Annotated in this window: 13 protein-coding genes; all 13 read left to right on the top strand. The window is 34.4% G+C overall.

Annotated elements, in window-relative coordinates; genetic code table 11:
• Window positions 1-82: 82 nt before the first annotated feature.
• From BUA76_RS12610 to BUA76_RS12670, 13 genes are read left to right on the top strand one after another with little or no spacing between them, the layout of a single operon-like run.
• Complete coding sequence (locus BUA76_RS12610; protein WP_072885157.1) at window positions 83-2,011, top strand: nucleoside-diphosphate sugar epimerase/dehydratase; 1,929 nt, start codon at window positions 83-85, stop codon at window positions 2,009-2,011.
• Between the two features lie 41 nt (window positions 2,012-2,052).
• Window positions 2,053-2,871 carry a polysaccharide biosynthesis/export family protein gene (locus BUA76_RS12615; protein WP_072885158.1) on the top strand — a complete coding sequence of 273 codons (819 nt, stop codon included), beginning with the start codon at window positions 2,053-2,055 and terminating at the stop codon, window positions 2,869-2,871.
• Between the two features lie 5 nt (window positions 2,872-2,876).
• Window positions 2,877-5,276, top strand: coding sequence for a GumC family protein (locus BUA76_RS12620; protein ID WP_072885159.1), 2,400 nt, complete (start codon window positions 2,877-2,879; stop codon window positions 5,274-5,276).
• Entirely contained in the window at window positions 5,273-6,565 is a 1,293-nt protein-coding gene (locus BUA76_RS12625) for a nucleotide sugar dehydrogenase (RefSeq protein WP_072885160.1), read from the top strand. Before BUA76_RS12620 ends, BUA76_RS12625 begins: the two co-directional genes overlap by 4 nt.
• A gap of 10 nt (window positions 6,566-6,575) precedes the next feature.
• Complete coding sequence (lhgO, locus tag BUA76_RS12630) at window positions 6,576-7,766, top strand: L-2-hydroxyglutarate oxidase (RefSeq protein ID WP_072885161.1); 1,191 nt, start codon at window positions 6,576-6,578, stop codon at window positions 7,764-7,766.
• 27 nt (window positions 7,767-7,793) lie between these two features.
• Complete coding sequence (locus BUA76_RS12635) at window positions 7,794-8,927, top strand: DegT/DnrJ/EryC1/StrS family aminotransferase (RefSeq protein ID WP_072885162.1); 1,134 nt, start codon at window positions 7,794-7,796, stop codon at window positions 8,925-8,927.
• Between the two features lie 13 nt (window positions 8,928-8,940).
• Window positions 8,941-9,513, top strand: a complete 573-nt coding sequence (locus BUA76_RS12640) for an acyltransferase (RefSeq protein WP_072885163.1) — start codon at window positions 8,941-8,943, stop codon at window positions 9,511-9,513.
• Between the two features lie 8 nt (window positions 9,514-9,521).
• Window positions 9,522-10,532 carry a Gfo/Idh/MocA family protein gene (locus BUA76_RS12645; protein ID WP_072885164.1) on the top strand — a complete coding sequence of 337 codons (1,011 nt, stop codon included), beginning with the start codon at window positions 9,522-9,524 and terminating at the stop codon, window positions 10,530-10,532.
• A gap of 1 nt (window position 10,533) precedes the next feature.
• Window positions 10,534-11,691, top strand: coding sequence for a glycosyltransferase (locus BUA76_RS12650; RefSeq protein WP_072885165.1), 1,158 nt, complete (start codon window positions 10,534-10,536; stop codon window positions 11,689-11,691).
• Window positions 11,684-12,973 carry an oligosaccharide flippase family protein gene (locus tag BUA76_RS12655; protein ID WP_072885166.1) on the top strand — a complete coding sequence of 430 codons (1,290 nt, stop codon included), beginning with the start codon at window positions 11,684-11,686 and terminating at the stop codon, window positions 12,971-12,973. The genes BUA76_RS12650 and BUA76_RS12655 overlap by 8 nt, the downstream gene beginning before the upstream one ends.
• Window positions 12,973-14,190, top strand: a complete 1,218-nt coding sequence (locus BUA76_RS12660) for an O-antigen ligase family protein (RefSeq protein ID WP_072885167.1) — start codon at window positions 12,973-12,975, stop codon at window positions 14,188-14,190. Before BUA76_RS12655 ends, BUA76_RS12660 begins: the two co-directional genes overlap by 1 nt.
• Window positions 14,187-15,269 (top strand): non-hydrolyzing UDP-N-acetylglucosamine 2-epimerase, encoded by a 1,083-nt coding sequence (gene wecB / locus BUA76_RS12665; protein ID WP_072885168.1) that lies wholly within the window; start codon window positions 14,187-14,189, stop codon window positions 15,267-15,269. Before BUA76_RS12660 ends, wecB begins: the two co-directional genes overlap by 4 nt.
• Entirely contained in the window at window positions 15,266-16,465 is a 1,200-nt protein-coding gene (locus tag BUA76_RS12670) for a glycosyltransferase family 4 protein (RefSeq protein ID WP_072885169.1), read from the top strand. The genes wecB and BUA76_RS12670 overlap by 4 nt, the downstream gene beginning before the upstream one ends.
• Window positions 16,466-16,468 lie beyond the last annotated feature (3 nt).

A 16,468-nucleotide genomic window follows, 5' to 3' on the forward strand; every position in this document is an offset into this window, starting at 1 on the left:
TTTATTTTAAATTTGCATCAATACTTTCGAATGTGAAGGTTTATACTATACATTTTTATACACATGAATATTATTAAAGACAATGTACAACTCTTTTAGAAAGAAAATGTTCGGAGGAGATAATGTTGTCAATCTCTCGGATGTAAGATACCTGCCTAGGTGGATAATTCTTGTAATAGATATTATCATATTGATAATATCACTGTTTTTATCTACATATATTATAGAGAAAATTACGAGATCTGAATTTATTTATCATAACGATAAGATTATAATATTTGCAGGAGTGATATTTTCGAATGTCATGTTTATGTATATTTTTAAAACATATGCAGGTATTATAAGACATTCTACTTTTATAGATCTTTTTAAACTCCTCATTTCATGCTTCTGCACTTTGTTTTTAGTAGGAAGTGCCAATATCATTTGTGAGTGGGTTACAGGAAAAGAGTTTATTATTAATCCTTTTCTTATTCTGTATTTCATAATTTCCTTTATGGGACTTTTTCTGTTCAGGCTTTATGTGAAAGAGTTTTTTCATATAGTGAGAGAATATAGAAGAAGCACATTGAAAAAAAGAATTCTTGTATTGGGGATTGATGAGCAATCTATTGCCATAGCAAGGGCAATTCTGGATAATCCGAGCCTTCCCTATCACGTAGTAGGATTTCTCACGCAGCGTACAGACTCTAAAAGAGCATACTTATTGGGAAAGCCTATTTTTGCAAAAGAAAAAATAGAAGAAAACGCAAAAGAAGAACTTCTCATTGACGGGGTAATCATCATTAAAGAAATGATGTCTAAAGATGAAATGAATTCATGGGTAAATTTATTTCTTGAAAAAGATCTCAATATATTTAAAGCACCATCGGTACAAAAACTACGCGACAGTGATTTTGCGGGCTCCATTCGTAATCTTCAGATTGAAGATCTTCTGAACAGGAAACCTATTAAAATTGAAAATGAAGAAATCAAGAGAAGGCATTTTAATAAGAATATCCTTGTAACAGGCGGTGCAGGCTCAATAGGAAGTGAAATTGTGCGCCAGGTTGCACAGTTTAATCCTTCACTGATTGTAGTTCTGGATCAGGCAGAAACCCCTTTGTACGATATTGAATTGGAAATGAAAGAAAAGTTTCCTCATGTCAGATTCAAATTTGTATTGGCGGATGTCTCTAATAGGCACAGAATAGAACCCTTGTTCCAGGCGTATAACTTTTCTATGGTATACCATGCAGCGGCCTATAAACACGTTCCGCTGGTGGAGGAAAATCCTCACGAAGGAATCCTGGTAAATGTACTCGGATCCAAAATTATAGCAACACTCTCCAGCAAGTATAAAGTAAACCGATTTGTCATGATTTCTACAGATAAGGCGGTTAACCCTACCAACGTAATGGGCGCATCAAAGAGAGCTGCTGAATTATTTGTGCAGTCATTGCAGAATGTAGAAGGAAATACTACGAAATTTATTACTACGAGATTCGGAAATGTTTTGGGTTCAAACGGGTCGGTAATTCCTCATTTCAAAAGACAGATTGAAGCCGGAGGACCTGTTACGATTACTCACCCGGATATTGTAAGATATTTTATGACTATTCCAGAAGCCTGCGAACTGGTATTGCAGGCCGGAACGATGGGACAGGGAGGAGAAATATTTGTTTTTGATATGGGGGAGCCGGTTAAAATATTGGATCTGGCAAGAAGAATGATTAAGCTTTCCGGATTTGAACCGAACATTGATATTAAAATTATTTATACTGGCTTAAGGCCGGGAGAAAAATTGTATGAGGAACTTTTGAGCGATGATGCCAAAACATTACCGACTCACAATGAAAAAATTATGATTTCTAAAGATCCCACGATGGAATTTCTGGAAATTGAAACACTTGTAAATTCTATTACCAAAGCATCCTTAAGAATGGATAAAGTTGAAGTGGTAAAGCTTCTGAAGATAATTGTTCCGGAATTCAGAAGTAATAATTCAATATATGAAGTACTGGATAAATAGAATAATTTAAATGTATATATTTGTACAATTTTTAAAAAACGATGAAAGGTAAAATATTGATAATATTATCAGCATTTATAATAGTTTCCTGTAAAACTAACCCCAATGCTAAAAATGATCTGAACTATTTGCAAAATATCGAAAAGGTAGCAATTGAATCGTCTGCGAGAAATTCTGATAATACTATACAAAAAGGAGATCAGCTTGTTATTTTGATAACAGCGAAGGATATGGATGTTGTAAGACCGTTCAACCAAAACTATTCTTCATCAGAACTTGTACAAAACAATTCATTTGCGGGAGGTAACACTCCCAATCAGGGCGTTAGCACAATTTTAGGTCCAACTTATATTGTAGATGCCAATGGTAATATTGATTTTCCGATTTTAGGAATTATTAATACAGAAGGAAAAACATTGGTGGAACTGAAGGAAGAACTAAGGGAGAAAATGCAGAAATACGTTATTAACCCTACTATAAATATCAGGCTAGCTAATTTTAAAGTAACGGTATTAGGAGAAGTAAACAGGCAGGGAGATTATATCATATCAAACGGACAGGGAACCATTCTAAATGCTCTTGGGATGGCCGGCGATCTTACCATGTACGGAAAAAGAGATCAGATATTGGTGATCAGGACTGAAAACGGTCAGGTTATTCATGGAAAAGTAAATTTGCAGGACGCTAATCTTATCAATTCGCCATATTATTATTTAAAGCAGGGAGATGCCATCATCGTAGCTTCCAGCAACGCAAAAGATATTCAGGCAAAACAAAACCCCAATACAGGACTTTATTTAACTGCAATTTCAATCGGTATCACAGCTATTGCTGTTGTAGTAAGTTTATTTAAGAAATAAAATTGATGAATAACCAAAATAACACAGGAAATTTACAAGCAAATAACGAATCAAATAGTATTGATATAAATGAAATTATAAAACCCTATTTGAGAAAATGGCCGTGGTTTATAGTAAGTGCAATAATTGCATTTGTTATAGGATATATTGCATTGAAATTCATGGTTCCTGTTTATAATGTGCAGTCTACCGTATTAATTAAAGATGCTAAAAGCTCAGTTTCTCCAGTAGGTAACGAGCTTGGTGTATTGCCGGACTTAACCAGTTTTGGAGGACTGAAAACAAACAGCATTGCTAATGAGATAGAGATTCTTAAATCAAAAAAATTGATGCGTGAGGTTGTTCTTAACAAGAACCTTCAGACAACTGTTATAACAAAAGGAAGGATTAGAACGCTTGAGCTATACAAATTAAGCTCACCTATTGAGGTGAAAATAATTTCTGAAAAACCAAGCGACGCATCAACTAATACGCTGAAACTTAATATTGACGGAGATAAACTGACACTAAATTCAGAAAAGTTAAAAAAGCCAATTGTAACAACATACGGAAAGACGATATCACTTCCTTTCGCAAATATTATTATTACTAAGAATAAACAATTCAATCCGTCATTGGTAAAAGGAGCTGACACAAAAAATATTGAGCTACAAATCTCGTCGTTAGAAAGCACAGTTAATAATCTTCAGTCTGCGCTTAATGTTTCTTTAATTACTAAAGATGCAACTGTTTTAAAGATCGATTTTAAATATCCGCAAATATCAAAAGCAGAAGATGTATTGAATAATCTGGTAATTGCTTACAATAATGAAGCGATCCTGGATAAGAACCTGGAATCCCAAAAAACGCTGGATTTTATTGAAGATAGAGTAAAAAAGCTTTCAGGAGAATTGGGTGAAGTAGAAAATGAAAAGGAAAGCTTTAAATCAAGAAATAATCTCACAGACCTTGAAAGCGAAGCAAGAATAAACCTCGAAAGCTCTGCTGATGCAAGAGCGAAGCAACTGGAAGTAGATGCCCAGCTGGAGCTTACGAACTCTTTAATAAAATTTGTTTCTAATCAAGGTCAATATCAGGTGTTGCCATCAAATATCGGGCTTAATAACACTGAAGCTGTATCAGGAATTTCGGCCTATAATCAGTTAGTGATACAAAGAAATAAACTGTTAGAATCCGGAACACCGGATAACCCTGTTATTATTGATGTTACCCAGCAGATTCAATCCATGAGAAATTCCATCATGCAAAGTCTTCAGAGAAACAAAACGGGACTTGAGTTGGCTAGAAATGAATATCAGGGAGAACAAAACAAAGTTTCAGGAAAAATTTCAAAGCTTCCTTCTATAGAAAAAATGTTTAGAAGTATTGAAAGGCAACAGCAAATTAAGGAAAATTTATATCTTCTTCTTTTGCAGAAAAGAGAGGAAACAGCTATTGCACAGTCTATTACCGCTCCCAAGGCAAGGGTTATTGATAAAGCATATGCCTCTACAGCACCTATTTCGCCCAACAGAAATATTGTACTTCTTGCGTCAATATTTATAGGATTATTAATGCCTTTCCTTATCATTTACCTGAAAGAACTTCTGAATAACAAGATTGAAACCAAACATGATCTGGAAATCTTAATAAAGGCACCTGTTATTGCAGAGCTGCCAAGTCTTGAAAGTGGCGATTCTGAAATTGTAAAGGTAAATGATATAACACCTATGGCAGAAGCTTTCAGGATTCTTATTACCAATATGAATTTTATGCTTCCTAAGGATAATAAAGGAAAAGTCATTTTTGTTACCTCTACAGTAAAAGGTGAAGGAAAGACATTCACTTCGGTTAACCTTGCTTTAACATTAGCCAATCCGAAGAAAAAAGCAATTATCATCGGTTCAGATATCAGAAACCCTCAGTTACAGAGATATAATCCCGCAAGAAAGGGTCTTGCAGGGCTTACGGAATATCTTTATTCCGATGATGCCAAACTGGAAGATATCATCCATGTATCCTCATTTAATCCTCATCTGGATGTTATTTATTCCGGAATGATACCTCCAAATCCTACGGAACTGCTTTCAAACGGACGTTATGAAGCGTTATTGGAAGCATTGAAGGATCAATACAATTACATTATTTTGGATACGGCACCGCTGCTTCTCGTTACGGATACTTTCCTTATTGCAGAAATGGCTGATATGACCATCTATGTTTCAAGATCCAAATACACAGAGAAGTCTTTGTTGAAATTTGCCAATAACAATATTGAACAAAATAAGATCAAAAATGTAGGTTTTGTACTAAATGATGTAAGCCGAGAAAATTTAGGATATAATAATAAATACGGATATGGATATAATAATATCCATGACAAAACATGGTTTGAAAAAATTAAAGATAAATTTACACAAAGATGAAATCATATGAAATAGCTGTTATAGGACAGGGATATGTCGGGTTACCGCTATCTCTGGAGTTTGCAAATCATTATCCTGTCCTGGGATTTGATATTAACCCTATAAGAGTTGATCAGCTTAATCAGGGAAACGATGTTACTCTGGAAGCAGATAAAAAGAAGCTCGACGAAAGCTTAAAAAAATACAATGAAACAAACGGATCAATAGGTTACAAAGCTACGAGCGAATTATCCGATATTGCTTCGTCAAATGTTTACATTGTAACAGTTCCCACTCCCATTGACAAGTACAATGCGCCGGATCTTAATCCTTTAATTTCTGCCTCGAAAATGTTGGGCAGCATCATCAAAAAAGATGATATTGTGATTTACGAATCTACTGTTTTTCCCGGCTGCACCGAGGAAGAATGTGTGCCGGTACTGGAAAAACATTCCGGATTAAAGTACAATGAAGATTTCTTTGTAGGATATTCTCCCGAAAGAATTAACCCGGGAGATAAAGTAAATACCCTTACGAATGTTAAAAAGGTCACATCCGGATCTACAGAAAAAACAGCTGAAGAAGTAGATCATCTTTACAAAAAAATTATTACGGCAGGGACACATAAAGCGCCAAGCCTTAAAGTTGCAGAAGCTTCAAAAGCAATAGAAAATGCACAGCGTGATGTAAATATTTCTTTCGTCAACGAATTGGCCTTAATTTTTGATAGATTAGGAATCGATACCCATGATGTTTTAGAAGCTGCCGGTACAAAATATAATTTCCTTAAATACAAACCGGGCTTAGTGGGCGGACATTGCATCTCCGTAGATCCGTATTATCTTGCCCATAAAGCAGAACAGTTAGGATATCATCCTGATGTAATCCTATCCGGACGTCGTGTGAATGATTCTATCGCCAAATTTATTGCTTCTAAAGTGGTAAAACTTCTCATTGCGAAAGGTGGCATTATCAAAAATTCAGAAGCTCTTATTTTAGGTGTTACCTTTAAGGAAAATTGTCCGGATATAAGAAATACCAAAGTAATTGATATTTATACAGAACTTAAAGATTACGGAGTAAATATAGACATTTATGATCCCTGGGCCGATAAAGATGAAATAAGACATGAATACGGGATAAATATTTTGGATGCCTTAATTGAAGGGAAAAAATATGATTCAATCATCGTAGCAGTTTCCCATAATGATTTTATTCAGCTGGATCTTAATCAACTGAAAAAGGATAATGCCGTAGTTTTTGATACAAAAGCCTGTTTTGACCGGAATTTAGTAGACGCAAGATTATAAAATAATAAACATGAACTACGATATCATTATTGTTGGTGCAGGTTTAGTAGGATTAGCCACGGCATATCAGACAAAACTTAAAAATCCCGCCTCTAAGATCTTAATTTTAGAAAAAGAAAATAATGTGGCTGCACACCAGTCGGGACACAATAGTGGAGTAATTCATAGCGGAATCTATTACAAACCTGGAAGCTTAAAAGCAAAAAACTGTATTGAAGGATATAATTCCATCATTAATTTTGCCAAAGAATACGGAATCAATTATGATCTCTGCGGAAAAATTATTGTTGCAACCTCACAGGAAGAATTACCGCTTCTGGATAATATTTACAAAAGAGGTATAGATAACGGCCTTCAGAATCTCAAATACCTCTCAAGAGAAGAATTTCGCGAAATTGAACCTCATTGTGAAGGGGTAAAGGCAATAAAAGTTCCACAGACGGGAATTATCGATTATCCGGGAATCGCAGATAAAATTAAAGAGCATTTTGAAGAATTGGGCGGTGAAATAAGGTTTAACAATGAAGTTAAAAATATTATTGATAACAATGATGAAATCATTGTTACAACAGCCGCCTCAGAATTCAGAACAAAAAAGCTGATCTCCTGTGCAGGATTATATTCAGACAAGGTCACTACAATGACCAACAATAAGAATGATGTCATTATTATTCCTTTTCGGGGAGAATACTACAAAATTAAGGATGAGAAAAAACATTTGGTAAGACATCTTATTTATCCTATTCCGGATCCTAATTTCCCTTTCCTTGGAGTTCATTTCACCAGAATGATTGATGGAAATATTGAAGCAGGACCCAATGCTGTTCTGGCCTTTAGAAAAGAAGGATATCGTTTTTTTGATTTTGATTTTAATGAAACCATGCAAACCTTGTTATGGCCCGGATTTAGAAAGATTGTTGCCAAATATGGCAAAACGGGGCTGGGAGAGATGCACCGCTCTTTATCAAAGGCTGCATTTACCAAAGCACTCCAAAAACTGCTTCCCGAAATCCAGGAAAACGATCTTGTTCCCGGAGGAGCAGGTGTCCGCGCACAGGCTTGCGACAGGAACGGAAATTTAATTGATGATTTCGATATCGTAAAAAACGGAAACATTATTCATGTTAGAAATGCACCTTCACCGGCGGCAACTTCCTGCCTTTCCATTGGAAAGAAAATCAGTAAATTAGTAGAAAACTAATTTAAATACTCAGATAAAACAAATTGTATGAAAATTCAGATGGTTGACTTAAAAAGTCAATACGAAAAAATAAAGGACGAAATCAATGCAGGAATTCAGGAATGCATCGATAATACCGCGTTTATTAACGGACCAGCAGTAAAAGAATTTCAACAGGAATTTGAAAAATACCTTAACGTAAAGCATGTAATTCCATGTGCCAACGGAACAGATGCTTTACAGATCGCAATGATGGCTTTGGATTTAAAACCGGGAGATGAAGTAATCTGTCCTGCTTTTACTTATGTAGCCACTGCTGAAGTAATTGGGCTTTTAGGGCTAAAACCTATTATGGTGGATGTTGATGAAAATACATTCAATATTGCTCTTGAAGGATTGGAAAATTATATTACTCCGAAAACAAAAGCTATTGTACCCGTTCACTTATATGGGCAAAGCGCAGAGATGAAAAAAATTCTTGATTTTGCTGAAAAACACAATCTATTTGTAATTGAAGACAATGCTCAGGCGATAGGCTCAGATTATATATTTCCAGATGGAACTACCATGAAAACGGGAACAATAGGCCATATTGGATGTACCTCTTTTTTTCCGTCCAAAAATCTGGGATGCTATGGAGACGGAGGAGCATTAATGACCAATGATGATGATCTGGCGGCGAGAATCAGAATGATTGCCAATCATGGGCAGCAAAAGAAATACTATCATAAAGTATTGGGATGCAACTCAAGACTGGATACCATTCAGGCAGCTATTTTAAAGGTTAAGTTAAAACAGCTTGATCAATATTCGGTCTCGAGAAATCAAATGGCCGCTTATTATGATGAAAACCTTAAAGAAGTTCCTGAGATCCAGATTCCTGAGAGGGTAAAAAATGCAACCCATGTTTTTCATCAGTACACGCTGAAAGTGAAAAATGGAAAGAGAGATGAACTTCAGCAATATCTGGCAGGGAAGGATATTCCAAGCATGATCTATTACCCGCTTCCATTGTACAGGCAGGAAGCTTTTGAACAATATGTGGAAGAAGGCTTTAGTCTGCCGGTTACGGAGAAATTATGTTCTGAAGTGATTTCTCTTCCTGTTCATACAGAATTTAATCAACAGGTTTCAGATTATATAATTTCTGAGATTAAAAACTTTTTTAAAACTAATAATTAAAAATAAAGATAACATGTCGGATTTTTTTGCACACGAAACAGCAGTTATTGATGAAGGTTGTGAAATAGGAGCAGGAACCAAAATTTGGCACTTTTCTCATATCATGCCTAATTGTGTTTTGGGAGAAAAATGCAACATCGGTCAGAATGTAGTGATATCTCCTAAAGTAATTTTAGGAAAGAATGTAAAGGTTCAGAATAATGTATCAATATATGAAGGCGTAACATGCGATGATGATGTATTTCTAGGGCCTTCAATGGTTTTTACCAATGTCATTAACCCCAGAAGTGCCGTGAACAGGAAGAATGAATACCTTAAAACCCACGTTGGGCAAGGTGCATCAATAGGGGCTAATGCCACCATTGTTTGCGGACACAATATCGGAAAATATGCTTTTATAGGAGCTGGTGCGGTGGTTACAAAAGAAGTTCCGGATTATGCATTGGTGGTGGGAAATCCAGCTAGACAAATGGGATGGATGAGTGAATTCGGGCACCGTCTGAATTTCGATGCTGAAGGATTTGCCTTGTGTGAAGAAAGCGGTGAAAAGTACAAATTGGAAAATAATAAAGTTTCGAAAATTTAAAATACAAAATGTCTGAAAAAATAAAATTTGCAGTTGTCGGCTGTGGCCATATCGGAAAAAGACATGCAGAAATGGTTTCCAGAAATCCTGAATGTGAACTGGTAGCCTTAATAGATGTAAAAAATCAGTCGGAGTTAGGAATTGAAAGCTATAATGTGCCGTTTTTTAAATCATTAGACGACTTTTTAAATTCCGGAATTGAAACAGATGTTATCAATATTGCGTCACCCAATGGGTTTCATTTTGAACAGGCTTACGTCGCAATTTCTGCAGGCAAGCATGTCGTGGTGGAAAAACCGATGGCGCTAAGAAAACAGCATGCCGAAAAACTTATTTTCCAGGCTTTGCATAAACATAAACAGATTTTTGCCGTCATGCAAAACCGGTATTCACCACCTTCTGCATGGATCAAGGAAATGATAGAAAGCGGCAAATTGGGACAGATTTACATGGTTCAGCTCAATTGCTATTGGAACCGGGACAACAGATACTATAAACCGGAGTCTTGGCATGGTAAAATAGAGCTTGACGGCGGGACGCTGTTTACCCAGTTTTCCCATTTTATAGACATCATGTATTGGCTGTTTGGTGATATTACCAATATTCAGGGCAAATTCGCAGATTTCAACCATAAAGACCTCACCGATTTTGAAGATTCGGGCTTTGTAAACTTTGATTTTGTTGACGGCGGCATGGGATCTCTGAATTATTCCACATCTGTGTGGAACCAAAATCTTGAAAGCTCTATGACCATCATTGCAGAAAACGGTTCCGTAAAAATTGGCGGACAGTATATGGACAAGGTGGAAATTTGTAATATTAAGGATTATATAATGCCGGAATTGCCCCCTACTAATCCCGGAAATGATTACGGTGCTTACAAAGGTTCTGCCGCAAATCATCATTATATCATCGAAAATGTAGTAGATGTTTTAAAAGGAAGAAACACCATTACAACAAATGCTTTGGAAGGTCTTAAAGTAGTAGACATTATTGAAAGGATTTATTCTTTAAAATAATATGGAACATTTACTTATAATCCCTTCATGGTATCCTTCAAGGCACAGACCTATCGTAGGGGTTTTTTTTAAGGAACAGGCTGAGATTTTATCAAAAAAAATTGATAAGGTAGGTGTTGTATCACCATTATTCAGAAGTTTTAAAGATTTTGATGTTTCGGGAAATCAAAATCATTTTGGAAATGTTAATGGAGTAATAACGTATACACGGGAAATATGGCATTATCCGTTATTAGAATCGTTGAATAATAAAAGATGGCTTACCACCTGTAAGCATCTTTTTGAAAAATATATATCTGATAACGGGTTACCAGATATTATCCATGTACATTCTATAACCATTGCAAGGGATATTATTAAATATATCAACAAAAAGTATAATGTTCCTTTTGTTATTACAGAGCACTCTACGGGCTTTGCAATGAATGGGTATAATAAAAAGGATTTAAAAATTTTTAAATCAAACATTGATTATTGTGCTTATAATATTGCGGTGAGCGAAAGTTTGGCACAGACTCTTTCACAAAAGCTGGGAAGTACCTGGAATGTGATTCCTAATACTATTCAAAATGTTTTTTTTGAGGAAGGAAATAAAAGGCTCTCATTTCCAAGAGATAAACAAAAAAAAATATTTTTTACACTATCTAATCTTATTCCGGTAAAAGGTCTTGATATTTTAATACAAGCTTTTTCTATGTTGTGTAAAGAAAATGCAAATGCAGAATTATGGATAGGAGGAGATGGTAGTGAAAGGAAAAATATTGAACACAAGATTAAAGAACTTCAAATGGAGGACCGTGTTTTTTTATTGGGAAAACTGGACCGCGAAAATGTATTGGAGAATCTAAAGAAAGCGGATTTTTATATTTCGCCAAGTTTACAGGAGACCTTTGGTGTTGTGATTATTGAAGCACTTGCAATGGGATTACCAACAATTGCAACACGATGCGGAGGCCCAGAGCATATTATTAATGATGAGGTGGGAATTATTGTAGAAAGAGGCTCTTCAGATGAATTATACTCGGCAATGAAATTAATATTGACAAATGAAAATAATTATGACAGTAAAAAAATAATTGATTATTGCAGGGATAATTATTCAGAAGATGTGGTAAGTGAGAAGATTATTAATGTATATAGAGAAGTTTTAAATGGCTAAGAATATAATCATTTTAATGATCAGAAGAGGGCTGGGTGCTTTGATCTCAATTCTTGGAACAACGATGATTGTTAAAAATCTTACTGTTGAAGATTATGGTATTTATTCTATTTTTTTAAACATCATCAGTCTTTCTTCTACTTTTGCTACTCTGGGCGTAGACGCAGCGACAGGATATGTATTGCAAAATAAAAAATATAAACCGGAAAATGCGCTGATTAATACTTTTTGTCTTGGTGCAATCTTATCGGTGGTATCATTTCTTATTTTCAGTCTGATTTTTTATAATCTGCACCTTTCAGACTTTAATATGATACCGCATAACATAAAAATGTATATGGTAATTAGCAGTGTGGGTATGCTGTTTTCCAATATTCTTTTTTCAATTTTGATGGGAAGTATGGATTTTAAAAATTATTCGATATTTACCATCCTTCCTAATCTTACATTGGCAACTTCACTGGCAATATCAATTAAATTTTTCAATCTTACGTTAGAAAAAACAGCATTGTTTTTTATGCTGGGTTATATTATATCTTCACTATCTTTAATTATATTCTTATCAGTTCGATATAATATCTTTAATAACCTTCGTTTTTTTAGTTCAGAAATATCACGGTATATATTCCGATATGGTTTTCAGTCGTATCTCTCTAATATTGTGACCTTTCTTAATTATAGAATTAATATATTCATAATAGGTTATTTTTTAGGTTCAAAAGATGTTGGTTTTTATTCAACCTGTCTTGTAATTATAGACTTCATATGGCTTCTTTCAAGCACTATGTCATCCATAACCTATCCATTATTTTCAAATCCTAGTATTAAACATCTTAGGAAAAAGCTTATTCCTATTATTACCAGAACGATACTCCTTTTCACAACAATCGCCACATTTGCATTTTATATATTAAGTGATTATCTTATCCCATTATTATTTGGAGAAAAATTTTTACTGATCAAAAATCTTATTTTGATTCTTGCCCCCGGAGTCATACTCCTTGGAGGTGCTAAAATCATCAGTGCTGATTATACCGCGCAAGGAAAGCCAAAAATGAATATATATCTTAATGTAATGGCTCTGATTATTACTATTGTTACCAATGTAATATTCATTCCCAGATTAGGTCTCCAGGGGGCGGCACTTGCAACTTCAATCTCATTTGGTACTTTATTTATTACAAGCTTAGTGGTATATTGTAAAATGACGGATACCCGTATTATTTCTTATCTTGTACCCAAATTAGATGATTTAAAAATGATTTTAAAAGCAAACCATTAATGTATTTTGTTTTTTTTATAATATTCTTATTATGTCTTGGAGGATTGGGCGGATCTTTCCAGCCTTCACGATTATTAATATTAGTAATACCATTGTTTTTGAACGTATTTATTAATAAAACACATTTAAGCTATAACAAAACAATTCAATTCGGGCTAAAGACTTATTTTATCTGGTTAGTCTATGGAGTTATCTCTCTTTTCTGGAGTGCGGATCCCGTAGTGGGACTCAATTCAGAATTAATTGTTATGGCAATAGGTATGCTTAGCCTTTTATTTTTTCCTCTTTTACTAAAAAATGATAAAAAAAGCCTACTTATTATTAGAAATGGTTGGATCTTAGGCCTGTGTTTTACAATTCCGTTTGCTATTTATGAGATCGTTACCATGACCCACTTTGCATACTCTGAAGAAGACAGGCTTATTGGAGGAATAGGAATATATGCTCCCTTTGCTGCTGTTTTTTTTGGTAATTATAATAATTACTGTGTGTACATATGTTTATGCCTGCCAATGATCTTTTGGGCACTGATGGATGATAAAAATAAAGTAAGGAAAATTTTATATATGATCTTACTTGGGGTTTCCATTCTTATTATTTTTATTAATACTAACAGAACCTCTATGGTAGTTGTTGCCATTTATTTTTTATCATTGCTAAGACTGAAAGCCAGGAATATATTTGCCGTTCTTGGTTTAACCGCACTATTTCTCGTTTCTTACAAGTTTCTGCCTAATAATATTACAGATAATATTGAGATTTTATTTGATAACAGGGTAAATGTTGATTATAACGAAGATACTTCCGCCAATATCAGGAAAGGGGTCTTCTTGTCAGGGATTGATTTCCTATTTGAAACTAACGGATTTGGAGTGGGAGCAGGAGCTTTTGAAACTCATATGGCTAAAGCACCGCGTCATCAGGGAATCATAAATCCGCATAACTTTTTTTTGGAAATCGTTTCACAATACGGAATTTTTATATTTTTTCTCTTTATGATTTGGCTTTTTTTGATTATGCGCAAGATTTATAATAATGCCTACATTAATTCATCCCTGAAGAGAATTTTTTATGCAAGTGTAATCGTAATCCCTATAATTGGTGTTATCAATAGTGATTCACTAGGATTTACATATTGGTGGGTATATATATCATCATTGGCTGTTATTTCTTCCATAGATCTAAATACAATTAAAAACGACTCACAATACAAATGAAAATATTAACGATAATCGGAGCTAGACCTCAATTCATAAAAGCAGCTGTTTTAAGCAGATTAATAATGAACGATCCTGAAACTGAAGAAATTCTTGTTCATACAGGACAACATTATGATGAAAATATGTCTGAAATTTTTTTTGAAGAGATGGATATTCCTAAGCCGCAATACAATTTAAATATCCAGAGCAAACTCCATGGAGAGATGACTGGCAAGATGATGGCTGAAATAGAGCAGGTAGCACTAAAAGAAAAACCGGATTGGATTTTAGTATACGGAGATACAAATTCTACTATGGCAGGAGCTTTGGTCGCAGCAAAACTGCATATTAAATTAGCTCATGTAGAAGCAGGTTTACGATCTTTTAATAATAAAATGCCAGAGGAGATCAATAGAATTATTACCGATAGATTAAGCGATATCCTTTTTTGCCCAACAGACTATGCTATAGAAAATTTAAAAAAAGAAGGATTTGAAAATTTTAAGGATAAAAAAATCGTAAGAACAGGTGACATCATGCTGGATGCCTCCATGTTCTATTCTAAAAAACAGATCAGCTTTAACAAAGAAGTACCGAATGATTTTATCTTATGTACAGTTCACAGAGCTGAAAATACAGATAGTGCTGAAAAATTACGTACTATTTTTAAATCATTGAATAAAGTAGGAAACAAAACCAAAGTTGTTTTGCCATTACACCCAAGAACAAAATCAAAATTAGAAAATATTACTTCAGATTATAAAGCAGAATATCCCAATATTGTTTTTCTGGAACCACTCGGCTATTTGGAGATGATTTGGTGCCTTAATAACTGCAGATTTGTCATTACAGACAGCGGAGGTCTTCAGAAGGAAGCCTATTTCTTTAAAAAGATGTGCCTTACTCTCCGCAATGAAACAGAATGGCGAGAGCTGGTTGATAATGGATATAATATTCTTTCAGAGATCAACGAAAATGATATTTTAAATAATGCATTTAAAATTTTTGATCATAGAGAAACATTTGATAAAGAATTATATGGAGATGGAAAATCTGGAGATTTTATTCTTCAGCAACTAAAAAAAACAGTAAGATGAGATTTGTACACGTTGAAGATTTCGTACATCCTAATGCAGGATACCAGATAAATTTACTTACCAGGCTGCAGGCTTTACAAGGCCATGAGGTGATTATTGTTGCCGGAGAACTAGATAAAATTCCTACATTTCTGACCTCTTTTTTTGGAAAAGATAATATAATAGAAAAAGATAAAAGATTTGAAGAAGCGACAGGGGTGAAGATTATAAGGCATCCATTATATGCTTATTACAGTGGCAGGGCCATTTTTAAACCGGGCTTGCATAAACTCATAAAATCTTTAAATCCGGATGTCCTTTTTATTCATAATGAAGATACTGTGACCGGTATAAAACTGCTTTGGGATTATAAAAAAATGAATGTACCCTATGTTTTAGACTGCCACATGCTGGAAATGGCCTCTGAAAATAAATTCAGAGAATATTTCAGATCTTTTTACAGAAAGTTTGTTACACCGGTTATTTTAAAAAATAATATACCGCTTATAAGAGTCGTGGATACAGATTTTGTAGAAAAGCATTATCATATACCTCTTTCGAAAACAGAATTGTTGTCTTTTGGAACAGATACAGAATTCTACAAACCGGATCCGGTAGCAAAAAAACAATTCCGAAAAGAATTAGGAATTGATGATACAGATTTTGTTGTAATTTATGCCGGAAAAATGGATCCTGCCAAAGGAGGAAAATTTCTTGCAGAATCCTTAAGAAAAAAGATTAAATTACAAAATAAAAATATTAGATTTATCATTGTCGGAAATACCCCCAAAGATGAATATGGTGAGGAAGTGAACCAAATATTTTCCCAATCTGAAAATAATATTATAAGATACCCCACCCAGACCTATTTTGATCTGGCTAAATTTTATCAGACAGCAGATGTTGCTATATTTCCAAGACAATGCAGTATGAGCTATTATGAAGTACAGGCTTGTGAACTTCCTGTTGTTCTTGAGGAAAACGAAATTAATGTTTCAAGAGCAGAAAATAAAAAAGGATTAATCTTCTCAGAAAACTCTGTAGAGGAGTTCAGAGGTGCTATTGAAAAATTTGGAAATATGCCCTCGGAAGAATTTGATGTTTACAAAAGAAATGCAAGAAAGAATATAGTGGATCATTATAACTTTGTCCCTATTGCACAACAGTTTACAGAGGTAATGATAAAAGAATATAAAAGATATAATTTAAAAAAATAAACC

This window comes from Chryseobacterium takakiae (assembly GCF_900129385.1).
Classification (GTDB): domain Bacteria; phylum Bacteroidota; class Bacteroidia; order Flavobacteriales; family Weeksellaceae; genus Chryseobacterium; species Chryseobacterium takakiae.